This window comes from Streptomyces sp. NPDC044571, from assembly GCF_040647115.1.
Taxonomy (GTDB): Bacteria; Actinomycetota; Actinomycetes; order Streptomycetales; family Streptomycetaceae; genus Streptomyces.
The window spans coordinates 65,953-88,046 of the sequence record NZ_JBEZBN010000004.1; the positions used below are offsets into that span (position 1 = coordinate 65,953).

Here is a 22,094-nt window from a genome sequence, read left to right on the forward strand (position 1 = left end):
CTGGGGTCGCGGGACGCGTAGACGGGATCGCCGGTACGCGTGGAGCCGCGGGGACGTGAGAAGCGTCGAGACGCGTGTACGAGGAAGCTAGGAAGGTGGCACGCGGCATGTCACTGGATCTGAGCAAAACTTGAGGTAACGATCCGGCTCGACCGGTATTTCTCCGGTGGATTCGGGCTCGAACGGGATGAAGGGGGCTGCTGCGCCGGAAGGTTCGGTGCGAATGGGGTGGAAACACCCTTCTCATCGGTGAAGCGTACGAATCCCCCACATGCGGGCATTACCGTCTCCGGCGGGCGCCGGCCGGATCGCGCCGCTCGGAAACGCCCCGAGGCCGGGCGCATCGGTACAGGAGGGGGCTGATGGCGGTCCGGCAGCGGCCGGATGGCATTTCAAACTGGTGATCGAGTTCGGTCGGCGAGGCGGTATGATCTCCGCCAGCAAGGCCGTAGCGCAGAGGTCGTCGCGCCCACGCATCGAGCTGGAGGACGTCGGTTCGAATCCGACCGGTCTTGCGCCTTCTTCACGTGTTCGTGAGGTCGTCATGTCGTTGTGGACGCCGGTCACCGGCGAAGAACCGGTGGAGTGGTGATGACACAGCCGACACCCGTACGGTGCCCCGCGATCGAGCACCCCGACCTGCCGCTCGCCGACCCCGCGGGACTCGACCCGCTGCTCGCCCGCCTCGCCGCGGGCGGCGCCGTCGAGGCGGACGAGGCATTCCCCGTCGGGACCCTCCGTGCGGACGGCCGCGTCGACCTGTGCAAGCAGGGCCTCGGGCCCGCCGGCGCGGCCCGCGTCGTGTCCGCGGCCGCCCACTCCCCGCTCGCCCGGCACCTCCTCCTCGGCACCAACTCCATCGGCGACGAGGGCGCCCGCACCCTCGCGGACGCCCTCCGCGAGGGGCAGTCGGGAGGACCGGACGCCGGAACCCCGGCCGGTCACGGGCTGCACACCCTCTACCTCGGCTGCAACCGCATCGGCCCCGAGGGGGTGGCGGCGCTCGCCGGTGTCCTCGCGGACGACACCACCGTCCGGGCCCTGTGGCTCAAGCGGAACCCGCTGCGCGAGGACGGCGCCCGCACGCTCGCCGCGCTGCTGCGCCGCAACCGCACCCTGCGCACCCTCGACCTGGTCAACACCGGCATCGAAGCCGGGGGAGTACGCCTCCTCCTCGACGCCCTCCGCGAGCGCGGGACCCCGCTCGAACGGCTCTTCCTCGGCGGCAACGGCCTCACCGCCCAGGCCGCGCCGCTGCTCGCCGCCCTCATCCGGGAAGCCGGGGTGCGCGAGCTGTACCTCCCCGCCAACCACCTCGGCGACGAGGGCGCCGCCGTCCTGGCCGAGGCCGCGGCATCCGACCCTGCGCGGCCGGTCCGCCTCGGACTCGGCGGCAACGGCATCGGCCCCGCCGGCGCCCGCGCCCTCGCCGACGCGCTCGGCGGCATCGAAGCCCTCGACCTGGGGCGGGCGATGTCCGAGCGCATCCTCGGCTCCGCCGGCAACACCACCGGCGACGAGGGGGCGTACGCCCTCGCCGCCGCCCTCCCCGGCAGCCCGCTGCGGCGCCTGGAGCTGCGCCACACCGGGCTCACCGGGCGCGGCGCGAAGGGCCTGCTGGCCGCCGTGCCCGACCGCTCCCCGCTGGAGTACGTCGGCCTCGGTCCCGGCCTGCCCCGCAAGGTGAAGCGTTCCTTCACCACCCGGCTGCGGCCCGCCCGGCCGGCCCACCCCGACCTCGCCGCAATCACGAGCGTGTACCGATGAGCGCGGCCACCACACCGCCCGGGGGCCTCCTCCCCGAGGACGGCCCGCTCTGGCAGCGGATCCGCCGCCACGCGGTACCCGGCTGGATGATCCGCCGCGCCACCGAGCACCGCATGGCCGGCGACTGGCGGGCCGCCTGCGCGGCGGCCGCCGTCGACGTCGCCTTCGACCTGCCCGGAGTCGCGGCCCGCCACGGGGCCCCGGTCGCCGAAGCGGTCGAGGCGGACCTGTGCCACCTCGCACCCGACCTGCTGCGCTGGCACCTGCCCCGCCTGCTGGGCGGCCGCACCACCCTCAAGCCGGACGTACGCGTCCTGCTGGCGCGCTACGGCACCTCCGCCGAAGCCCCCGTCCTGTCCGTCACCACCGGCCCGATGATGGAGGGCCCCCAGCGGCTCCGGCTGCACTGCGCCCCGCTCACCGCCCCGGACCTCGTCCACCCGGACCATCCCTACGCGGTGGCTTTCCTGGGCGAGGACTGGACCGCGGCCCGCCCCCTGTGGGACGCCCGGCACACCGCCGCACTGCCCGAGCTCCTCGGCGGCCTCCCGGGCCGGCTGCCGTTCCTCCGCCCGGACGGGACCGCGCTCGGCCCGGACGAGCTGCCCGCCGCCGACCCGGGCGGAGCCGACCCGGCCGGACACACCGAATGGGTCGCCCTCCTGCACCAGGGCGGCCGCGCCGCAGAGGCCTACGCAGCCGCCGGGCTGGAACGTGACCTGACCGTGCCCAAGCCCCCGACGTACGGCCGGCCCCTCGATCCGGAGCGGGTCCTCGCGGGCGCCCGCATCGACCTGGCCCGACTGGTGGCCGAGGTACGGCGCCTCACGGCGGCCGGAGCGGGGGACACCTTCCGGATCCCCCACGGCCACCCGTTCCTGCTGGAGCCGGCCGGCACCGGCGCGGACGCCCGGCTGCGCATCCGGGTCGGCGAGAACCGCGGCCACGAGGGGGTTCCCCGGCTGCCGCAGTACGCCTGGCAGCGCTCACCCGACCTGGAACTCCTGCGCACCGGCCGGATCACCCCCGCCGAACTGCACCCCCTCGTCTGCGCCGCCCTCTTCCCGCAGGCCGCTCCCGCGGCGGGACCGCCCGAGCCGCCCGAACCGAAGGCCGTACGGGTGCGCTGCCGCGGCGCATGGCACGAGGTCCGCTCCCAGGGCGGCGTACTCGACCTGCTCCCGCACAGCGCGGAGGAGCAGCAGCGCGAGCGGGCCATGCGGGCGTTCGGCGGCGCGGTGGCCGGCTGCTTCGCCGTCCAGCAGTCCTGGACCAGCGGCGAGGGGCGGCTGCCGCGCGCCCTGCGGGACGAGCGGCGGGACCTGTTCCTGCGGGTCCAGCACGGCGATACCCCGGGTGTCACCGTGCTGCTCGACGCGGGCACCGACCCCCACGTCCGCGACGCCCGCGGGTACACGCTGCTGCACGTGCTCCACCTCCTCGACCACGAAGTCCTGATGCCCCGGCTGCTGGCGGCCGGCCTGGACCTCGAAGCCCGCTCCAAGACGGGCCTCACCCCCCTGCTGGCGGCCGTCCGGTACGGGGGGTCGGCCGGGCTCGTCCGCGCGCTCCTGGCCGCCGGGTCCCGCATCGACGTCGTCGACGACCAGGAACTGTCGCTCGCCCAGCTGATCCGCCAGTTCAAGCGCACCGACCTCGACTTCCTGCGCAGCCGCGTCGAGGAGGAGTTCCCCGGCATCGGCTCCGAGTGGTTCGACGACTACATGGCCGAAGGCCACTGAGCCGACGAGAGAGAAGACGCATGAGCACGCCGCCGCCGGCCCTCGCGGCCGCCGACGCCCTGGGCGCCCGGCTTCGCGCCACCCGCACCGAACCCGCCTCCAACCCCCAACTGGAGGCACTGGCCCTGGCCGTGACGTCCAATCAGCCGGTGCTGCTGTGGGGCGAGCCGGGCATCGGGAAGTCCGCGGGCATGGACCGGCTCGCCACCGCTCTCGGCGTCGGGCTGGAGACGGTCATCGCGAGCGTCCACGAGCCCTCGGACTTCGCGGGGCTGCCCGTCGTCGGCGACGACCCCGCCACCACCGGCGTCCCCATGGCCCCGCCGGACTGGGCGGTACGCCTGGCCCGCACCGGCCACGGACTGCTGTTCTTCGACGAGCTGTCCTCCGCTCCGCCGGCCGTGCAGGCGGCCCTGCTGCGCGTGGTCCTGGAACGCCGGGTCGGCAGCCTCGTCCTGCCGGAGCCGGTCCGGATCGTGGCCGCCGCCAACCCGCCCTCCAGCGCGGCGGACGGCTGGCACCTCAGCCCGCCGCTCGCCAACCGCTTCGTCCACCTCGACTGGACCCACGACCCGCGCACCGTGGCCCGCGGCATGGCCGGCACCTGGCCGGAGGTGGCCCTCCCCGCGGTCGACCCCGCCCGGGTCCCCGGAGCCGTGGCACGGGCCCGCGGCGTCATCTCCGGCTTCCTCACCGCCCGCCCCGGGCTCGTCCACCACATGCCCGACGAGGCCGAGGGTCGCGGCCGTGCATGGCCCTCCCCGCGCACCTGGGAGATGGCGCTGCGCCTGCTGGCCACCGGGTACGCGACCGGCGCGGGCCGGGAGGCCCTGGCCGCGGCGCTGACCGGCGCCGTCGGGGAAGCCGCCGGGATCGAGCTGCTCTCGTACATGGAGCACCTGGACCTACCCGACCCCGACCGGGTCCTGGCCGACCCGGACGCCTTCGCGCTGCCCGAACGCGGTGACCGCCAGCTGGCCTTCCTCATCGCCGTGGTGGCGGCCGTCCAGGCCGAGCCGACCCGTCCCCGCTGGGAGGCCGGTTGGGCCGTACTCGCCAAGGCCGTGGACGCCGGCGTGCCCGACGTGGCCGCGCGGGCCGCCACCGACCTCGCGGCGATGCGGGACCTGGACTGGCCCGTGCCCGCCGGTATCGACGCGTTCATCGAACTGCTCCAGCTCTCCGGCGCGCTGCCGGGCGGCGGCTGACCGGCGCATGACCGTGTCGGCGAACGGCCTGCCCCAGGAGGACCCGGAAGGCGTGGCGCACGCCCGGCTGGACCGGGCGAAACTGCTCGCCGCCCGGTTCAAGGCGGCCGAGGCGCGGCCGTACCTGGCCTCCGCCCTGTACGCGCTCACCGTCGTCCCCTCGGCCGCGATCCCCACGATGGGCGTGGACCGGCACTGGCGCTGCTACGTCGCGCCCGCCTTCGTCGACGCGACGCCCGTGCCGGAGCTGGCCGGGGTGTGGATCCACGAGGTGGCCCACCTGCTGCGCGACCACCACGGCAGGGCGGACCGGCTGCCGGCCGCCGACCAGGGCGACCGGCAGCGGATCAACATCGCCCAGGACTGCGAGATCAACGACGACCTCCTGGCCGACGGCTTGGCACTGCCCGAGGGCCGGATGGAGCCGAGGCTCTTCGGCCTGCCCACCGGGGGGATGTTCGAGTCGTACCTGCCGGCGGTTCCGCCCTCCCCGCCGCACGTGGCGGAGTGCGGTTCGGGCGCCCACGGGACGCCGATGCCCTGGGACCTGGGCGAAGGCGCGGCACCCGCCCGGATCGGCCCGGTCGAGGCGGAGGCGCTGCGCCGCCAGACGGCCCAGGCGATGCGGGCCCACCAGCGCACCCGGGGCAGCCTCCCGGAGGGCTGGCAGCGCTGGGCCCGGGAACTGCTGGAGCCCACCGTCGACTGGCGCCGCGCGCTGTCCGGTGCCGTACGGGAGGCCGCCGCGTGGGCGGGCGGCGCGGTGGACTACACGTACCGCCGTCCCTCGCGCCGCACCCCCGCCCTCGGCGGCCGGGTGGTGCTGCCCAGCCTGCGCCGGCCGCTGCCGCGGGTCGCCGTCGTCATCGACACCTCGGGCTCGATGGGCGAGGAGGAACTCGCCGCCGCGCTCGGCGAGGTGACCGGAGTGCTGCGCGAGGTGGGGGTCCGGGGCAACCGGGTCGCGGTCCTGGCCTGCGATGCGGACGTGCACACCGTGAACCGGGTGACGAGCACCGAGCAGGTCACCCTGGCCGGGGGCGGCGGCACCGACATGCGGGTCGGGATCCGCGCCGCGCTGGCCATGCCCGACCGGCCGAACATCGTCGTCGTGCTGACCGACGGATACACGCCGTGGCCGGACGAGAGCCCGTCCTGCCGGCTGATCGCCGCGCTGATCGGGGCCGGTGCGCCGCAGCCGCCGGCCTGGGTGGAGACCGTACGGGTGGCCCCGGGACAGTGACGGCCCCCTCGACCGCCCGCTGCCGAACTGGCCGGGAACGTACGGTGGTACGGGCCGCCGCGGCCGCCGCATGACAGCATGGCCGGGCAACACCCGGCAAGCGGAGGGGGAGTTCGGTGAGCAGTTCGGTGAGCGATTCGGTGAGCGGGGTGCGCAAGAGCCTGGCCAAGGTGGAGATCGCACTGCGGTGGGATCCGAGCCCCGCGGGCACGCCGGCGCACGACCTGGACATCATCGCCGCGGTCTACACCGCGGCGGACCCCCACGGGGAGCCCGCCCACCTCGTGCACTTCGGCAGCCGGTCCCCGGACGGCACGATCACCTTGAACCGGGACAGCCAGACCGGTCAGGGCTTCGGCTACGACGAGGTGATGACCCTCGAACTGAACCGGATGGCACCGGAGCTGGCGCGCGTGGTGGTGGGCGTGGTGATCCAGGACACCGGCCCGCGCGGCGCCCGGACGAAGACCTTCGCCGCCATAGGCGGCACGGGGATCCGGATCCGCGAGGGCTACACGGATCTCGCCGTGGGCGATTTCGCGGGCGTGCCGACCGCCACCGCCGCCACCGTCGCGCAGTTCATGCGGGACGCTGCGGGCGGCTGGTCGCTGGACGCGGCCGTGCGGGGATTCGACGCCGATCCGGGGGAGTTCGTCCGGATCATGGGGGCCGCCCGTCCCTGACGGCGGCGCCGGCCAAGGGGAATGGGACGGGTCGGGATGCGGCCGGGGCCGCTCAGACCGGGCGGCGGCCGCTCCCTCGTCGAGTGAGCGGCCGCCACCCCGTCCGGGTGGCGCGCTGCCGCCGTCCCCACGAGGCAGCGCGGGCGGGCCGCCGTCCGGTCATCGGTGACGGCGGCCCGCCGGTTCAGGGGGTCGGAGTCCGGCCGGGGTCCGGGGTCACGGTCGGCTCCGGGGTGACGGCCGGCTCCGGGGCCAGGAGCGGGGCCAGGCCCAGGGCGGGGAGCAGGGCCGCCTCCACGAAGCGGACCAGGTAGTCGGCGTCGGCGTACCGCCCCTCCAGCACCGGCCGGATCCGCAGGACGCCCATCAGCTGGGCCGGGAGGAACTCCACGGCCGGGTGGTCCGGGGCGATCTCGCCGCGCTCCACCGCCCGGGCCACCATCGCGTCGAACGCGGCCAGTTCGGGCTCGATCAGGGCCTCGCGCAGCGCCGCCTGCAGTTCCTTGTCGCTCAGCACCGCGTGGGCGAGGGCCTCGGTGAGCCGGGTGTCGCGGCCCGAGTTGCCCGCCGCGATCCGGGCGGCCTCGCGCAGGTCTCCGGCGAGCGTCCCGGTGTCCACGGCGACGAGCGTGCCCTGCCGGTTCGCGCGCAGGGCGGCCGCCACGAGCTGCGGCTTGGTCTTCCACTGCCGGTAGAGCGTGGATTTCCCGCAACAGGCCCGGGCGGCCACGCCTTCCATGGTCAACGCCTCGTACCCGTGCTCACGCAGCTGATCCAGGACGGCGTCGTAGAACTCCTGCACCCGTTCCGGGGTGATCTTGGAGCGGCGCGCGGCGGGCGGCGTCGACGTCATGGCGGGCGGTTCTCCTCGGGGGGTCCGCGGCGGGTTGAGGCGGGTTCCTGCAAAAAGTGTACGGGAAACGGCAACGTATCGGTACACCCGCGTATCGATACGCGAATGTATCGATACACTGGCGTGTCGATGGAGCGGGTGGCCGGAACCGGCCGCCGTGCACCGGTGCCCCATCGGCCTGACGAGCGGCGCGCGAGTACAGCGCGAGTACAGGAAGAGAGACCGGGGGAATGACCTCCCACACGACACCCGACGGGCCCGCCGCCGGCCCGGGCACCGGGCAGCGGCGCCGCCTCATACGCGAGCTGCTCCTCGTCGCGGGCCTGTTCGCCGTCTACAAGGCCGGCCGGCTGCTGGCCACCGACCGCACGGACGAGGCCTTCCGCAACGCCGCCCGGATCTGGGACGCCGAGCGCGCCCTGCACCTGCCGGGCGAGGGCGTGGTCCAGCGCCTGCTGCTACACGGCGGCGAGGCGGCCCCCGGGGCCGGCGGGGACCTGCTCGTCCACACCGCGAACACGTACTACGCGGCGGTGCACTTCCCCGCCACCGTGGTCTTCCTGGTCTGGCTGTACCTGCGCAGACCCGGCCACTACCTGTGGGTCCGCCGCGTGCTGGCCGTCCTGACCGGCGCCGCCCTCGTGCTGCACCTCGCCTTCCCGCTCGCGCCGCCGCGGATGCTCGCCGCCGCACACCTGGTGGACACGGCGCAGGTCTACGGGCCCGCCGTCTACCGGGCCGCGCCCGCCGCCGACACCATGGCCAACCAGTTCGCCGCGATGCCCTCGCTGCACTTCGGCTGGGCCCTGATGCTGGCGCTCGGCATGATGGCCGCCACCACCTCCCGCCTGCGAACCCTGTGGCTGCTGCATCCGCTGGTGACCCTGCTCGTGATCGTCGGTACGGCCAACCACTACTGGCTCGACGCCATCGTCGCCACCGTGCTGCTCGGGGCGGCGCTGCTGCTGGTGCCGCGCCCGGTCGCCCGTACCGCGTCCCGGTCCGTGCCGGTCGTACGCCACCTGCCCCGGGCGCGGCCCGCTGCCGGGACCGGGGCCGCCGCCGCTGCCGGAGCCGGGGCGGAGGCGGGGCCCGTCGGGGCCGGGGCCAGGGCCGCTGCCGGGGCCGGGGAGACCGGGGCCAGGGCCGCGGCCGCGGGGGTGGGCCGGTGAACGCCCCCCTCCTCGCCGTCCTGCTCTGCCTCGCCTCCGCGGTGGCCTACGCGGCCGCGGCCGTGGCCCAGGAGCGGCTGGCCCGCGCCGCCGTGGCCCGCAGTGCCCGGGACCTGCTCGGAAACGGCGCCTGGTGGTGGTCCGCCGGGCTCAACGCCGCCGCAGCGCTGCTGCACGCCGCCGCCCTGCGGTACGGGCCGCTGACCCTGGTCCAGCCGCTGGGCGCGCTCACCCTCGTGGCCGCCGTCCCGCTGGGGGCGCACCGGGCCGGCCGACGGGTCGCCGCCACCGAATGGCGGGGCACCCTGGCCACGGTCGCCGGGCTCGGCCTGCTGCTGCTCCCGGCCTCCGGCCCGGCCCCCGACGACACCCTCACCCTCGCCGAGGCCCTCGCCGTCTCGGGCGCGACCACCGCCGCGATCCTGCTGCTCACCGCGCGCCGCGACGTGCGCTCGGGGCTGCGGCACGCCACCGCGTCGGGGCTGGCCTCGGCCGTGGCCTCCGCCCTGACCCAGACGGTCGCGGTGGCGGCCGGCCGGGGCGGCGCCCTGCTCAGCGTCCGGGTCGTGTCGGTGGCCCTGCTGGTGATGCTGTTCGCGGTCGGCGGGATGTTGCTGTCGCAGCGCGCCTACCGGGGCGGGCTCGGCGCCCCGCTCGCCGTGGTGAACCTGGCCAATCCGCTCGCCGCGGCCGCCATCGGCATGGTCCTGCTGGGAGAGCGGCTGCAGGGGGGCGCGCTGGGCCTGCTGCTGGCGGTGGCCGGGGCGCTGGCGGCGGCCCGCGGGGTGCTGCTGCTGACCCGCGCGGCGCCGAGCCCGCAGCCCGGTCCGCAGCCGAGCCCGCAGCCCGGTCCGCAGCCCGCCGCCGCGGTGCCGATGACCCAGCGGGTGGCGGCCTGACGGGAGAACCGGACCGGTCGGACGCGCGTCCTTGCGGGAGAGTGCATCCACGTACTCACCTGCACCGACGAAGCGGAGTGAACACGGCATGGGGATCGTCAGCTGGATCGTCCTGGGGCTGCTCGCCGGGGCCATCGCCAAGCTTCTGCTGCCCGGACGCGATCCCGGCGGCCTGATCGGCACCACCCTCATCGGCATCGCGGGCGCCTTCACCGGCGGCTGGCTCTCCGCGAAGTTCCTGGACAAGTCGATCGCGAACGAGTTCTACGACCCCGCCACCTGGGGCTCCGCCATCGCCGGCTCGCTGGTGCTGCTCATCGGCTACCGGCTGCTGTTCGGCAACTCCCGCGACTGACGCCGGGCCTACGCTGGGCCGCACGGTGCGACGTACCGGCTGTGAGGAGCCCAGAGCACCATGAGCGTGACACCGTCCCCACCAGCGATCTGTACGACGAGCACGGCGAGGCCCTGCTCATCTGCACCACCGCCTTCCGCCAGTTCGGCGGGCGCAGGCTGTTCGCCGGCCCGGTGCGGACGCTTTCCTGCCACGAGGACAACGCCCTGCTGCGGGAGCTGCTCCATTCACCCGGCGAGGGCGCCGTCCTCGTGGTGGACGGCCGCGGCTCCCTGCGCACGGCCCTCACCGGCGACCTGATCGCCGGGGCGGCGCAGCGCAACGGCTGGGCCGGCCTGATCATCAACGGCGCGGTCCGCGACAGCGTTGCCCTGGCGGGCCTCGACCTCGGCATCAAGGCCCTGGGTACGGTCCCCCGCAAGAGCGGCAAAACGGGCGCGGGCACGGTGGACACCCCGATCACCATCGGCACCGTCACCTTCCGTCCCGGCGACGCGGTCCACGCGGACGACGACGGCATCGCCGTCCTGCCCGCGCCGGCGTAGCGCACGGCGGGGGCGAGATTCGGCCATGGGCAGGGCAGTGGGCCTGGTGCCGGCGGGTCCGGGCGGGATTCACTGCGGGGCCATGACACGACACAGGATCATGGGGCTGCTCGGCGCGCTCGTGCTCGCCGCAGGCACCCTGGCCGCCGCCGCGGGACCCGCGGGCGCCGCCCTCGGCCGACCCACCGTGCCCGCCGGTGCCGTACCCGGCTCCGGGGGCGCGGGGCAGCCCGCCCCCGCGACCGAGCCGCCCGCGGAGTTCGGGACCGACTGGCACGACCCGCTCACCGCCGCCCTGCCGGTGTCCCGGCCCGCGACCGCCTCCTGCGAGCTGACCCTGGCCGAGGCCCAGTTCCGCGACTTCACCCCCTACGTGGGAAGCTACGTGCCGCCGACCGGCTGCGGGGGCGGCGTCGGCGGCGGACCCCGCTGGTCCAAGGTGGTCCTGCGCCTCGACGGGAAGGTCAAGGGCCGCCAGTACGACCGCCTCGGCCACCTCTCCCTCGGCGGCGTGGAAATCCTGCGCACCTCCACCCCCGAGCCCTCGCCCGACGGCATCACCTGGTCCGTCGAGAAGGACGTCACCCGCTACCGCGACACGCTCAGCCGCCCCCAGCCCGTCGAAATGCTCATCGGCAACGTCGTCAACGAGACCTACACCGGTGTCATCGACGTCAAGGTGACCCTCACCTTCTACGCCACCGAGGGGCGGAACCCGGCGCCCGACACCCCCGACCGCGTCCTGCCGCTCACCGCCCCCGCCCTCACCACCCCGCGCAACACCGAGCGGCTCCTCGCCGAGGTGTACGCCACCGGCTCGGGCGGCGGCTGCGAGGAGTACTGGTACTTGACCACCCCCGACGCGGCCCCGTACTCCTGCAAGGCCGCCGACGGCCCCTACCGCGAGGTCCGCATCGTGGTCGACGGGCAACTCGCGGGCATCGCCGCGCCCTTCCCGACCGTGTGGACCGGCGGCTGGTCGAACCCCTTCCTCTGGTACGTCACGCCCGCCCCCCGCGCCTTCGACGTCCAGCCGATCGTCTACGACCTGACCCCCTACGCCGCCCTCCTCAACGACGGCCGCCCGCACCGGATCGAGGTGGCCGTCGCGGGGGTGCCGGCCGGCCAGAGCGGCTGGAGCACCCCGGTGAACCTGCTGCTGTGGCAGGACGAGCACCGGGAGGTCGTCACCGGGACCCTCACCCGGCACGAGGAGAGCGATCCGGGCAACTCCAGCCACTGGACGCCCGGTTCGCCCACCACGCAACACCGCCTCGACACCGAGGGCGGCCACCGGCTGACCGTCGCGGGACGCCTGGACACCTCCCACGGCCGGGTGACCACCACCGTCACCCGCGCCGTCCGCAACACCTCCGTGCACCGCTGGACGCAGGACGAGAACCAGGACGCGCTGACCGCGACCTGGACCGACGAGGAGAGCGTGACCCGCGGCCCCACCACCGTCCGCACCGCGCGCACGTACACGATGGACGGCGAGACCACCCTCGGCGCGGCGGGCCGCCTGCGCACCGTCATCGCGCTCGGAGACCGCGCCGAGACGGTCACCCTGCGCGGCGGCCACCGCGTGGACCGGTCATGGCTGGACGACCGGTACACGGGCGACGCGAGCTACACGGCCAACGTCCCGCGCGAGCAGCGGCACGCGGTCGGCACCAGCTCGGAGCGCTACCAGCTGTACGGGGCTGACCAGGGACACGGCTGTTACGACCGCACGGTGGCCACCGCTCAGGGCGCCGTGACCGTGGACCGGCGACGCTGTTGACACCGGCTGCGCCTACGATGACCGGCCATGGACACGAGTGAGGCCGGCAGACAGCTGGTCGACAGCCGCTTCGAACTGATCGCGCCCCTGGGGGCCGGCGGCATGGGCACGGTCTGGCGTGCCCGCGACATCGCATTGCACCGCGACGTCGCGCTCAAGGAGGTGCGTCCGCCGGACCCGGCGACCGCCGCGGCCCAACCCGGGCTCGCCGTCCAGCTGCGCGAGCGGGCGGTGCGCGAGGCACGGGCGCTCGCCCGCCTCGCGCACCCCCACGTGGTGACGATCCACCACATCGTGGAACCCGCGGAGGGCTCCGACGGACATCCGTGGATCGTGATGGAGCTCGTCAAGGGCGGCTCCCTGCACGACCGGCTGGAGTCCGGGCCGATGCCGGTGGCGGAGGTGCTGCGGCTCGGCCTCGACGTGCTGTCCGCGCTGCGGGCCGCGCACGCCGAAGGGGTGCTGCACCGCGATGTGAAACCGGCCAACGTGCTGTTGCGTCCGGACGGGTCCGCCGTACTGACCGACTTCGGGATCGCGGCGCTGCACGACTCGACCGCGCTGACCTCCACCGGGGTGCTCATCGGCTCGCCCGAGTACATCGCGCCGGAGCGGGTGCGCGGCGAGGAGGGGCTCGCCGCCTCCGACCTGTGGTCTCTCGGCATGCTGCTGTACGTGGCGGCGGAGGGCGTTCATCCGCTGCGCCGGGCGACCAGCCTGGCCACCGTCGTCGCCGTGCTCGACGAGCCGATCCCGGCGCCGGTGCGGTCCGGCCCGCTGGGCCCCGTACTGGAACGGCTGTTGGTCCGGGACCCGGCCGTGCGGCCCGACGCGGAGCAGCTGGAACAGCTGCTCCGGAACGCGAGCGCCGCTCTCCCGGGTGCCGCCGCGCCCGCCCCGCCGGTCGTACCCCCGGTGTCCCTGGGCCAGTACGGACCGCCCAGCGCGCCGACCCTGCCTCCCCGGGCTCAGGGGCCGCAGTCCACTCACCCCCAGCCCTACGCGCCTCCGTTCACCCCCGGCGGCGGTTCCCCGTACGCGGCCACCAGTCCCGTCCCGGTGACCCGCCCCGCGGGCCGGCGCTCCGCGCTGATCGGCGGGGTGCTCGCGCTGGTGCTGACCGTCGGCGCGGTCGTCCTGTTCAAGTTCCTGCCCGACGGCAACTCCACGGGCCGCAACACCGCGAAGGGCCCCACCGCCTCCTCCGGCGCGTCCCCCTCCGCCGCCCCGGCCACCCCGGGGGCCGGCCCCACCCCCAAGGGCAAGACCGCCCCGAAGGGCTCCCTGCTCGCCCCGGCCAAGGTCCGTACCGCCATCGAGGCGTTCAAGCAGAAGACCGGTACCACCGCCTTCGTGGAGATGGTGGTCTACGAGGAGTACGTGCTCGCCTCCATCCCCACCGCCTCCGGAGCCAAGACGTACGACCGCTACGAGTACCGCGACGGCGAGGCCAGGCGCACGGGCCCCGGCGGCACCATCAAGGAGGACGAGCCGCTGATCGACATGGCCACCGTGAACTGGGACGCCCTCCCGGGTCTCCTCGAAAAGGCCAAGCAGGAGCTGGGCGTGGCCAACCCCACCTCCCGCTACGTCATCGTCGAGCCCTGGCTGTTCGACCAGACCCCCTCGATGCGGCCCTACCTGAGCGACGAGTACGGGCAGGGCGGCTACCTCTACGCCGACACCCAGGGCAAGGTGAAGAAGGTCTACCGCTCCTGAGACCGTGTACCCCTACCCGTGCGCACGCGCGTACGGTCGCACACCGTTCGAGGAGCTCACCACCCATGCCCAGCTGGCGCACCACCCTCACGGCGGCCGGGATCGCCGGCCCCGCCCTGCGGGCCGACTACACCCACGTGGCGCGCCGGGTCCTGCGCCGCGAGCCCGCCCCGTACCTGACGCTGCGGCTGCTCGCCGCGCCGCCGCTGGTGCCCTGGCTGACGGCAGGAGTGGGATTCATGAACCTGGTCGACGACGTGGCCGAGACCGGCACCCTGCAGGAACGGTCCGCAGGTCTGGCCGCGCTGGCCGAGGGGGTGGACGCCGCGCTGCAGACCGGCGACAGCCCCGACCCGCTGCTGCGCGCGTACGCCCACGCCGTCGACGCCCGGGGTCTGCCCGTGCACTGGGTCGAGCGGTTCCTGGAGGGCGCGGCCACGGCCGAGGCCCGCTTCGACGGCTTCGCGACGGAGGAGGACTTCCAGGCCTACCTCGACACCTACGCCTGGCCGGGGCTGCTGGTCTTCACCGGCCTGCAGTACCAGGGCGGCCCCGACGAGGAACAAGCGGCCGGCTGGCGGCGGTTCGTCGACGCCGCCCAGCGCGTGGACTTCCTCGCCGACCTCGCCGGGGACCTGGCCGAAGGCCGGCTCTGCCTGCCGCGCGCCCACCTCGCCGAGCACGGCGTGACCCGGGCCGACCTGGAACAGGCCCGTGACACCCCTGCCGTGCGGGAGCTGCTCGGCGCCGAGTGTGCACGCGCCCGGACCGCGCTGGCCGCCACCGCGGGCATCCTCGACCTCGTCGAGCCGGGCCTGCGCCCGGTGATCGCGGCGATGGCCGAGCTGATGGGCCACCAGCTGGCCGCGGTGGAACGGGCCGGAGCCGGAGCCCTCCGCAAGAACGTCGGCTACGGCCTGCAGGCCCCCCTGCGCACCCTGGCCCGCGCCCGCCGGGTCCGCGGATCCCGCGGGACCCGCGTTCCGAGCCCTGACCAGTGACATCCGTACTACCGGGTTCCGTACGGATGCATCTGCCGCCGGCCCCGGCACGGTTCCTACCGTGGCGTACATGACGCGGACGACGCACACGACGCACACGACGCCCACAGCCCCCCACGGCCTGGCGGGCCGTCCGGGAAGCCGCAAGAGGACGGAGCACCCGATGAGGCGGACGTCGGAGATCCGGGGCGTCCACACCCTGCTGCCCTGGCTGCTCGTGGGCATGGGGGCCATCTCCAACATCATCCAGGGGGAGACGCCCAACCCCTGGACCGGCGGGCTCGGCCTGCTCGTCTTCAACTCCCTCTACGTCACGCTGGTGTTCCGCGCCTTCGTCACGCGGGCGCGCGAGCACCCCGGCACCCGCTGGTGCCTGGCCGCGCTCGGCGCGGTCACCTGCGCCCTCGGCCTCGCCTACGGCGACAACTGGCTGCTGTTCTTCCCGCTCTGGGGGCTCGCCGCCGGTGCGGTGGTCCGGGGCCGGGCGCTCGCCCCGGTGATGGTCGTGATCACCGCCCTCGCCGGGGTGGTCGCGGCGCGGGACGAGGGCTGGGACGCCCTCGGCATCGTCTACGGGACGTTCCTGTCCGGCATGGTGACCGCGGCCATCCTCGCCCTGTCCGAGACGGTGAAGGAGCTGCACGAGACCCGCCAGGAGCTGGCGCGCGCCGCGGTCGACCACGAGCGGCTCCGGTTCTCCCGCGATCTGCACGACCTGCTCGGCCACACGCTCTCGGTGATCGTGGTGAAGGCGGAGGCGGCCCGCCGTATCGCACCCCGCGACATGGAAGCGGCCCTCGGCCAGGTTTCGGACATCGAGTCCGTGGGACGCCAGGCGCTCACCGAGATCCGGGAGGCGGTCACCGGCTACCGCGAGGCCAGCCTCGCGGCGGAGCTCGACCGTGCCCGGGGCGTGCTGACCGCCGCGGGCATCGAGCCCCTCATCCGCGAGTCCGGACCGCCGCTGTCCCCGCAGTCGGCGGCGCTGCTGGGATGGGTCGTCCGCGAGGCCGTCACCAACGCCATCCGGCACAGCCGGGCCACCCGGTGCGAGATCGAGGTCCGCAGCTCCGCGGAACGGGTCCGCCTGGTGATCACCGACGACGGCAGCGGCGTAGGCTCGACACCGGCGGGCAGCGGGCTGACCGGCCTGGCCGAGCGCCTCGCCGCGGCGGGCGGCACCCTGAGCAGCGGACCGGCACCGGACCGCGGCTTCCGGGTCACCGCCGAGCTGCCGGCGGAGCCGGCCGAAGCAGAGGGGAACGGGGAGTGTCGATGATCAGGGTCCTGCTGGCGGAGGACCAGGGCATGATGCGCAGCGCGCTGGCGCTGCTGCTCGGGCTGGAGGAGGACATCGAGGTGGTCGCACAGGTCGGCGCCGGCGACGAGATCGTGCCCGCGGCGCTCCGCGTCCAGCCCGACGTGGCCCTGCTCGACATCGAACTCCCGGGCCGCAGCGGCCTCGACGCGGCAGCCGAGCTGCGCACGCGCTGCCCCGACTGCCGGGTGCTGATCCTGACCACCTTCGGCCGGCCCGGCCATCTGCGCCGGGCGATGGAGGCGGGGGCCGGCGGGTTCCTCGTGAAGGACGGGCCGGTGGAGGAACTGGCCGCCGCGGTCCGCAGGGTGCTCGCGGGGGAGACGGTGATCGACCCCGCGCTCGCGGCAGCGGCCCTCAGCGCGGGCCCGAACCCGCTGACCGCGCGTGAGGTCGACGTTCTCAACGCCGCCGTGGACGGGGCGACCGTCGCCGACATCGCCGAGCGGCTGCACCTGTCGGAGTCGACGGTGCGCAACTACTTGTCCGCGGCCATCGGCAAGACCGGCACCCGTAACCGCATGGAGGCCGTCCGCGCGGCCCGCAGCCAGGGCTGGCTCTGACGCCGCGCGGACCGGGCCGGTCTTCCCGCGGGTGCCCGGTGGGCACCCCCTGGTGGGCCCTCGTCAGTAGGGGCCGTTGACGTTGTCGATCGAACCGTAGCGGGCGGCCGCGTAGTTGCAGGCGGCCGTGATGTTGGCGACCGGGTCGTACGAGTCCAGCGACGTACCGGGAACGTGGTAGGCGCGGAAGGTGGGGTCGATGACCTGGAGCAGACCCTTGGAGGGAATGCCGGCCGCCGCGTTGGAGTCCCAGTTGTTGATGGCGAGCGGATTGCCCGAGGACTCACGCATCACATTGCGATAAATTCCGTTGTAGCTGCCGGGAATTCCGTGCCTCGCCATGATGTCCAGCGACTCGCGGATCCACCCGTCGAGGTTGTTGGCGTAGGTGGTGGCCGGCTTGGCAGCGGCGGGCGTCGCCTTCGCCTTGCCGGCCGCCGCCTTCGCGGCGGTGCCGAGGCTCAGCTTGAGGCCGGGGCGGATGATCGAGGGGTTGCTGCCGATGGCGGTCTTGTTGGCCGCGTAGAGGGCCTGCCAGCCGCCGCTCACCGAGTGCTCCGCCGCGATCTTCGACAGGGTGTCGCCGACGGCCACGGAGTAGGTCGCCGGTGAGGCCTTCTTCTCGGCGGTCACCTTGGCCGCGGGCAGCGCCACGGTGTTCGCCGCGGCCGCCACGGCGGGCTGCGTGACAGCCGCCCCGGCGGTGGTGGCGCTGATCAGCGGGAGGGCCAGGGCCGCCCCGCCGGTGCCGGCGAAGGCCAGCTTGCGGACGACCGGGTTCTGCTTGGGGCGGCGGTGCTTACCCAGTGCGGGCATGGCGGAATTCCTCACGTGTGGGGGTACGGGAGAGCCCTGGCGGCGGCCGGATTCGGCAGCTGCCCGCCGGGAACGACGTGACCGTAAGCGAGTCCGCCGGGCGGGAACAAGGCTCGAATTCCACCGGGTGATCGACTTCCCCGTATCGGCTCGGAAAATGACCTTGGGGACTTCTCCGGCCAATAGCCGAAATCCTTTCCGGGAAAAGGGAATGGTGCCCCGACGGGCAAATGATGTTGAGGTCGGCGCAGTGACTCACATCACGGTTTAAAGGACCTCGAAGGTAAAACGGACAAGTCGCCTCTATCCGTATCCGATTCGGGCGTCCCACCTGTTGCAGGCGAATACCTCATCACACGCCCTTTCCGGCGCGATCGGCCCTGTCGCCCGCCGTGATCCGGACCCCCGGACCCGCTCCCGGAGGTCCGGAGGCCCGGGCGCCGTCCCCGGGGGTCCGGGGCGCGGGCAGCGTCCTTGGACTCCGGCCCCGGGCCGCCCGGCCCTACGGCGTGCGCGCCAGCTGCGTCAGCGTCGCCCGCACCGCGGCCCCGCTCGCGGGGAGCAGGGGCAGGCGCACGTCCGGCGTCGGGATGTGGCCCTGTGCATGGAGGACCCCCTTGATCACCGCCGGATTGGGCTCGGTGAAGGCCGCCGCCGACAGCCGGGCCAGCGCATGCCCCAGCTCCCGCGCCCGAGCGGCCTCACCTGCCCGCCAAGCCGCCGCGAGCTCCACGAACCGGGCCGTCGCCAGATGTGCCGAGGCCAAGATCCCGCCCGCAGCCCCGAGCGCCAGCAGCGGCGACGCGTACGCATCGTCCCCCGCCATCACGGCGAAGCCGTCCGGCAGGTCACCGAGCAGCGCCACCGTGTCCTGGTCGATGCCGCCGGCCGCGTACTTCACCCCGGCGACCCCCGGCAGTTCCCCGAGCGCCCGCAGCGCGGCCGCGTCGAGCGGCTGCCCCGTGCGGTACGGAATGTGATAGACGATCAGCGGCACCGGGCTCACCTCGGCCAGCCGGGTGAAATGAGCCAACACCCCGGCTGCCGAGGGCCGCAGGAACGACGGCACGGCCACCAGCGCCGCCCGCACCTCGGGCCACCGCGCCAGGCGGGCCAGCGCCGCCTCGCTCGCCCGTGTCCCGCTCGCCCCCGCGCCGACGGTCAGCACCGCCCCGCGCTCCCGGCAGGCCCGTGCGCAGACGTCGACGACGAGGTCGCGCTCCGCCTCGTCGAGGGTGGCCGCCTCCCCGGTGGTGCCGAGGGCGACGATCCCGTCGGCCCCCTCGTCCAGCACCCGGTGGGCGAGCGCCTCCAGCCCGCCGGGGTCGACGGCCCCGGCCGTGGTGAAGGGCGTGACGAGCGGTACGTGAATCCCGTGCAGGGAGAGGTTTTGTGCCATGCCGACGAGCCTGGCGGCCCCGTAGCGCCAAATCCAGTTCGCATTCCTTACCCCAACCGTAAGCTGAGTCGATGCTCGACGTACGACGCCTGCGCCTGCTGCGCGAACTCGCCCGCCGCGGGACCATCGCCGCGGTGGCCGACGCCCTCGCCTTCAGCCCTTCGGCCGTGTCCCAGCAACTCGGCGTCCTGGAACGCGAAGCCGGCCTGCCCCTCCTGGAGCGCACCGGCCGCCGGGTCCGCCTCACCCCCGCCGCACAGCACCTCGTCCGGCACGCCGATGCCGTACTGGAACGGCTGGAGCAGGCGGAGGCCGATCTCGCCGAAGCGCGCAGCGGACTGGCCGGTGCCCTGCGGATCGGCTCGTTCCCCACCGCCACCCGGGCCGTCGTGCCCGCCGCCCTGGTCGCGCTGGCGCGGCTGCACCCGGGGCTGGAGCCGATGGTCTCCGAAACCGACCCGGCGGCGGTCGCGCACGCGCTGCGAGCCGGGGACCTGGACGTGGCGCTGGTCCACGAGTACGACTTCGTGCCCGCGCCCCAGGAGCCGGGGATCACCGCCGAGCCGCTCTACGGCGAAGCCATGTATCTCGCCGCGCCCCAGGCCCCGGGTGCCCCCGCCGAGGCCGCCGCGGACCAGCGGGCGGTCCTGCGGAGCCACGCGGACGCCCCGTGGATCGTCGCCACCCCGGGCACCCTCTGCCACGCCATGACCGTACGGGCCTGCCAGGCCGCCGGTTTCAGCCCGCGCATCCGCCACCACGTCGACGAGTTCGCCACCGTGCTCGCGCTCGTCGCGGCCGGCCAGGGCGTGGCCGTCGTACCGCAGCTCGGCGTCATGGGACCCGCGGACCCGGCGGTGGCCCTCACCCGCCTCCGCATGGAACGCCGCACCAGGATCGCCTTCCGCAGCGGCGCCGCCGCCCACCCGGCCGTGGCCGCCTTCGGGGCGGCACTTCGCGCCGCGCTACCGCCGGAACTCGCCACCGCCGACGCCGCGGCGTGACACAACTCCCCTGCGCCGCCCCGTCCGTGTACGTTCGTGGATCCAGACAGAACCGATCAGAGCGGGGTACGACGTGACGCATCGCGTACGAGGAGTCATCGCACGGAGCAAGGGCGCACCGGTGGAGACGACGACGATCCTCGTGCCCGACCCGGGACCGGGCGAGGCACTGGTCAAGGTCCAGGCCTGCGGGGTATGCCACACCGACCTGCACTACCGCGAGGGCGGCATCAACGACGAGTTCCCCTTCCTCCTCGGCCACGAGGCCGCCGGGGTGGTCGAAGCCGTGGGCCCGGACGTCACCTCCGTCGCGCCCGGCGACTTCGTGATCCTCAACTGGCGGGCCGTGTGCGGCACCTGCCGAGCCTGCAAGCGCGGTCGCCCCTGGTACTGCTTCGCCACGCACAACGCCGCGCAGCCCATGACCCTGGAGGACGGCACCCCGCTCTCCCCGGCGCTCGGCATCGGGGCGTTCGCCGAGAAGACGCTGGTCGCGGCCGGGCAGTGCACCAAGGTCGACCCGGCCGCCTCGCCCGCCGCCGCCGGACTCCTCGGCTGCGGGGTGATGGCCGGCCTCGGCGCGGCCCTGAACACCGGCAACGTCGGACGCGGCGACTCCGTCGCGGTCATCGGCTGCGGGGGAGTGGGCAACGCGGCCGTCGCCGGCGCGCGGCTGGCCGGCGCCGCACGGATCATCGCGGTCGACCTCGACGACCGCAAGCTGGAGTGGGCGCGGGGCCTCGGCGCCACCCACACCGTCAACGCCCGCACCCAGGACGTGGTCAAGGCCGTCCAGGAACTCACCGGCGGCAACGGCGCGGACGTGGTCATCGAGGCGGTGGGCCGCCCCGAGACGTACCAGCAGGCCTTCTACGCCCGCGACCTCGCCGGAACGGTCGTCCTGGTCGGCGTCCCGACACCGGACATGAAGCTCGAACTCCCGCTCCTCGACGTATTCGGCCGCGGCGGCGCCCTGAAGTCCTCCTGGTACGGGGACTGCCTGCCGGAGCGGGACTTCCCCCTGCTCATCGACCTCTACCTGCAGGGCCGTCTCGACCTCGACGCCTTCGTGTCCGAGACGATCCCGCTGGACGGGGTCGAAGACGCGTTCGCCCGCATGTCCCGCGGCGAGGTCCTCCGCTCGGTCGTCACCTTCTGACCCTCCGCCGGCCCGCAGGAGCACACTCCCGCGGGCCGGTCCGGGCGAAGCCCCGCCTCCGTCGGCGGCTTCGCCTAGGGTGCGGGCATGACCGAAGGAATGGATCAGTTCGCGCCCCTGGAGCCCATGCCCGCCGACTGGCAGCGCGCCCTCGCCGTCGTCGCCCACCCCGACGACCTGGAATACGGCGGCGCCGCCGCGATCGCACACTGGACGGACGGCGGCCGCGAGGTCGTCTACCTGCTGGCCACCCGCGGTGAGGCGGGTATCGACACGCTCCCGCCCGAGGAGTGCGCCCCGCTGCGCGAGGCCGAGCAGCGGGCCAGCGCCGCTGTCGTCGGGGTCTCCACGGTGGAGTTCCTCGACTACCGCGACGGTGTCGTCGAGTACGGCCTGGACCTGCGCCGGGACATCGCGGCGGCGATCCGCCGGTACCGCCCCGAGCTGCTGGTCACCCTCAACCACCGGGACACCTGGGGCGGCCAGGGCGGCGGCGGTTACTGGAACACCCCCGACCACAAGGCCGTCGGCCGGGCCGCACTCGACGCCGCCGCCGACGCGGGCAACCGGTGGATCTTCCCGGAGCTCATCTCCGAACAGGGTCTGGAGCCGTGGAACGGCGTGCGCTGGGTCGCCGTGGCGGGTTCGTCCACGCCGACGCACGCGGTGGACGCGGGCCCCGGCCTGGAGCGTTCGATCAGGTCCCTGATGGAGCACAAGGCGTACATAGAAGTCCTCACCGATCAGGACCCGGAGGAGTACTGCCGCAGCTTCCTCACGGACAACGCCCGACAGGTCGCCGCCCGCTTCGGCGGCCGCCCGGCGGTGGCGTTCGAGCTCTTCCCGCGCTGAGCACCGGCCCCTT

At 74.5% G+C, this 22,094-nt stretch carries 20 protein-coding genes and 1 pseudogene; 18 read left to right on the forward strand and 3 right to left on the reverse strand.

The annotated features are described in order from the left end of the window. Positions 1-442: 442 nt before the first annotated feature. The 6 genes and pseudogenes from AB0B01_RS03390 (at position 443) to AB0B01_RS03415 (ending at position 6,643) form a co-directional block, all read left to right on the forward strand. Positions 443-515, forward strand: a pseudogene (locus AB0B01_RS03390). Positions 516-591: 76 nt separating this feature from the next. Beyond that, complete coding sequence (locus AB0B01_RS03395) at positions 592-1,767, forward strand: gala protein (RefSeq protein WP_361712387.1); 1,176 nt, start codon at positions 592-594, stop codon at positions 1,765-1,767. After that, on the forward strand, positions 1,764-3,509 hold the full coding sequence (locus AB0B01_RS03400) for an ankyrin repeat domain-containing protein (RefSeq protein ID WP_361712389.1): 1,746 nt from the start codon (positions 1,764-1,766) through the stop codon (positions 3,507-3,509). The genes AB0B01_RS03395 and AB0B01_RS03400 overlap by 4 nt, the downstream gene beginning before the upstream one ends. Before the next feature lie 20 nt (positions 3,510-3,529). Continuing rightward, positions 3,530-4,717 (forward strand): AAA family ATPase, encoded by a 1,188-nt coding sequence (locus AB0B01_RS03405; protein ID WP_361712391.1) that lies wholly within the window; start codon positions 3,530-3,532, stop codon positions 4,715-4,717. Between the two features lie 7 nt (positions 4,718-4,724). Then, the gene (locus tag AB0B01_RS03410; RefSeq protein ID WP_361712393.1) at positions 4,725-5,960 is read left to right on the forward strand and encodes a VWA-like domain-containing protein; all 1,236 of its coding nucleotides are present in this window, start codon (positions 4,725-4,727) and stop codon (positions 5,958-5,960) included. Positions 5,961-6,100: 140 nt separating this feature from the next. Next, positions 6,101-6,643 (forward strand): TerD family protein, encoded by a 543-nt coding sequence (locus AB0B01_RS03415; protein WP_361712591.1) that lies wholly within the window; start codon positions 6,101-6,103, stop codon positions 6,641-6,643. A gap of 184 nt (positions 6,644-6,827) precedes the next feature. On the opposite strand, the gene AB0B01_RS03420 is transcribed toward AB0B01_RS03415, so the two are convergent. Further along, complete coding sequence (locus tag AB0B01_RS03420) at positions 6,828-7,496, reverse strand: TetR/AcrR family transcriptional regulator (RefSeq protein ID WP_361712395.1); 669 nt, start codon at positions 7,494-7,496, stop codon at positions 6,828-6,830. A 230-nt stretch (positions 7,497-7,726) separates the two neighbouring features. On the opposite strand from AB0B01_RS03420, the gene AB0B01_RS03425 reads away from it, so the two are divergent. From AB0B01_RS03425 to AB0B01_RS03465, 9 genes are all read left to right on the forward strand, one after another. Then, complete coding sequence (locus AB0B01_RS03425) at positions 7,727-8,668, forward strand: phosphatase PAP2 family protein (protein ID WP_361712397.1); 942 nt, start codon at positions 7,727-7,729, stop codon at positions 8,666-8,668. Further along, positions 8,665-9,567, forward strand: coding sequence for a hypothetical protein (locus tag AB0B01_RS03430; protein WP_361712398.1), 903 nt, complete (start codon positions 8,665-8,667; stop codon positions 9,565-9,567). Before AB0B01_RS03425 ends, AB0B01_RS03430 begins: the two co-directional genes overlap by 4 nt. A gap of 88 nt (positions 9,568-9,655) precedes the next feature. After that, entirely contained in the window at positions 9,656-9,922 is a 267-nt protein-coding gene (locus tag AB0B01_RS03435; protein ID WP_361712400.1) for a GlsB/YeaQ/YmgE family stress response membrane protein, read from the forward strand. A 41-nt stretch (positions 9,923-9,963) separates the two neighbouring features. Then, complete coding sequence (gene rraA / locus AB0B01_RS03440) at positions 9,964-10,467, forward strand: ribonuclease E activity regulator RraA (RefSeq protein ID WP_361712402.1); 504 nt, start codon at positions 9,964-9,966, stop codon at positions 10,465-10,467. A 187-nt stretch (positions 10,468-10,654) separates the two neighbouring features. After that, positions 10,655-12,250 (forward strand): peptide-N4-asparagine amidase, encoded by a 1,596-nt coding sequence (locus AB0B01_RS03445; protein WP_361712593.1) that lies wholly within the window; start codon positions 10,655-10,657, stop codon positions 12,248-12,250. 27 nt (positions 12,251-12,277) lie between these two features. Beyond that, positions 12,278-13,969, forward strand: coding sequence for a protein kinase (locus AB0B01_RS03450; RefSeq protein ID WP_361712404.1), 1,692 nt, complete (start codon positions 12,278-12,280; stop codon positions 13,967-13,969). Positions 13,970-14,034: 65 nt separating this feature from the next. Then, a complete protein-coding gene (locus tag AB0B01_RS03455) occupies positions 14,035-14,970 on the forward strand; it encodes a squalene/phytoene synthase family protein (protein WP_361712406.1) in 936 nt (311 codons plus the stop codon). A 163-nt stretch (positions 14,971-15,133) separates the two neighbouring features. Continuing rightward, a complete protein-coding gene (locus tag AB0B01_RS03460; protein WP_361712408.1) occupies positions 15,134-16,249 on the forward strand; it encodes a sensor histidine kinase in 1,116 nt (371 codons plus the stop codon). Next, positions 16,246-16,851 carry a response regulator transcription factor gene (locus tag AB0B01_RS03465; RefSeq protein WP_361712410.1) on the forward strand — a complete coding sequence of 202 codons (606 nt, stop codon included), beginning with the start codon at positions 16,246-16,248 and terminating at the stop codon, positions 16,849-16,851. Before AB0B01_RS03460 ends, AB0B01_RS03465 begins: the two co-directional genes overlap by 4 nt. A gap of 63 nt (positions 16,852-16,914) precedes the next feature. Here AB0B01_RS03465 and AB0B01_RS03470 read toward each other — a convergent pair whose 3' ends face one another. Next, positions 16,915-17,667: a transglycosylase SLT domain-containing protein gene (locus AB0B01_RS03470; protein WP_361712412.1), complete on the reverse strand. Its 753-nt coding sequence runs from the start codon at positions 17,665-17,667 to the stop codon at positions 16,915-16,917. 502 nt (positions 17,668-18,169) lie between these two features. Then, positions 18,170-19,066 (reverse strand): dihydrodipicolinate synthase family protein, encoded by an 897-nt coding sequence (locus AB0B01_RS03475; RefSeq protein ID WP_361712414.1) that lies wholly within the window; start codon positions 19,064-19,066, stop codon positions 18,170-18,172. Positions 19,067-19,137: 71 nt separating this feature from the next. Between AB0B01_RS03475 and AB0B01_RS03480 the strand changes: the two genes are divergently transcribed. The 3 genes from AB0B01_RS03480 (at position 19,138) to AB0B01_RS03490 (ending at position 22,081) form a co-directional block, all read left to right on the forward strand. Then, positions 19,138-20,070: a LysR family transcriptional regulator gene (locus AB0B01_RS03480; RefSeq protein ID WP_361712416.1), complete on the forward strand. Its 933-nt coding sequence runs from the start codon at positions 19,138-19,140 to the stop codon at positions 20,068-20,070. Positions 20,071-20,143: 73 nt separating this feature from the next. Then, positions 20,144-21,229 carry an S-(hydroxymethyl)mycothiol dehydrogenase gene (locus AB0B01_RS03485; protein WP_361712418.1) on the forward strand — a complete coding sequence of 362 codons (1,086 nt, stop codon included), beginning with the start codon at positions 20,144-20,146 and terminating at the stop codon, positions 21,227-21,229. An 87-nt stretch (positions 21,230-21,316) separates the two neighbouring features. Beyond that, positions 21,317-22,081 (forward strand): PIG-L family deacetylase, encoded by a 765-nt coding sequence (locus AB0B01_RS03490; RefSeq protein WP_361712420.1) that lies wholly within the window; start codon positions 21,317-21,319, stop codon positions 22,079-22,081. Positions 22,082-22,094: the final 13 nt, after the last annotated feature.

Excerpts from the sequence above, each read along its gene's own strand:
- AB0B01_RS03395 (WP_361712387.1), top strand. The coding sequence starts at position 592 with ATGACACAGCCGACACCCGTACGGTGCCCCGCGATCGAGCACCCCGAC.
- AB0B01_RS03400 (WP_361712389.1), top strand. The coding sequence starts at position 1,764 with ATGAGCGCGGCCACCACACCGCCCGGGGGCCTCCTCCCCGAGGACGGC.
- AB0B01_RS03405 (WP_361712391.1), top strand. The coding sequence starts at position 3,530 with ATGAGCACGCCGCCGCCGGCCCTCGCGGCCGCCGACGCCCTGGGCGCC.
- AB0B01_RS03410 (WP_361712393.1), top strand. The coding sequence starts at position 4,725 with ATGACCGTGTCGGCGAACGGCCTGCCCCAGGAGGACCCGGAAGGCGTG.
- AB0B01_RS03420 (WP_361712395.1), bottom strand. The coding sequence starts at position 7,496 with ATGACGTCGACGCCGCCCGCCGCGCGCCGCTCCAAGATCACCCCGGAA.
- AB0B01_RS03425 (WP_361712397.1), top strand. The coding sequence starts at position 7,727 with ATGACCTCCCACACGACACCCGACGGGCCCGCCGCCGGCCCGGGCACC.
- AB0B01_RS03435 (WP_361712400.1), top strand. The coding sequence starts at position 9,656 with ATGGGGATCGTCAGCTGGATCGTCCTGGGGCTGCTCGCCGGGGCCATC.
- AB0B01_RS03450 (WP_361712404.1), top strand. The coding sequence starts at position 12,278 with ATGGACACGAGTGAGGCCGGCAGACAGCTGGTCGACAGCCGCTTCGAA.
- AB0B01_RS03455 (WP_361712406.1), top strand. The coding sequence starts at position 14,035 with ATGCCCAGCTGGCGCACCACCCTCACGGCGGCCGGGATCGCCGGCCCC.
- AB0B01_RS03460 (WP_361712408.1), top strand. The coding sequence starts at position 15,134 with ATGAGGCGGACGTCGGAGATCCGGGGCGTCCACACCCTGCTGCCCTGG.
- AB0B01_RS03465 (WP_361712410.1), top strand. The coding sequence starts at position 16,246 with ATGATCAGGGTCCTGCTGGCGGAGGACCAGGGCATGATGCGCAGCGCG.
- AB0B01_RS03470 (WP_361712412.1), bottom strand. The coding sequence starts at position 17,667 with ATGCCCGCACTGGGTAAGCACCGCCGCCCCAAGCAGAACCCGGTCGTC.
- AB0B01_RS03475 (WP_361712414.1), bottom strand. The coding sequence starts at position 19,066 with ATGGCACAAAACCTCTCCCTGCACGGGATTCACGTACCGCTCGTCACG.
- AB0B01_RS03480 (WP_361712416.1), top strand. The coding sequence starts at position 19,138 with ATGCTCGACGTACGACGCCTGCGCCTGCTGCGCGAACTCGCCCGCCGC.
- AB0B01_RS03490 (WP_361712420.1), top strand. The coding sequence starts at position 21,317 with ATGACCGAAGGAATGGATCAGTTCGCGCCCCTGGAGCCCATGCCCGCC.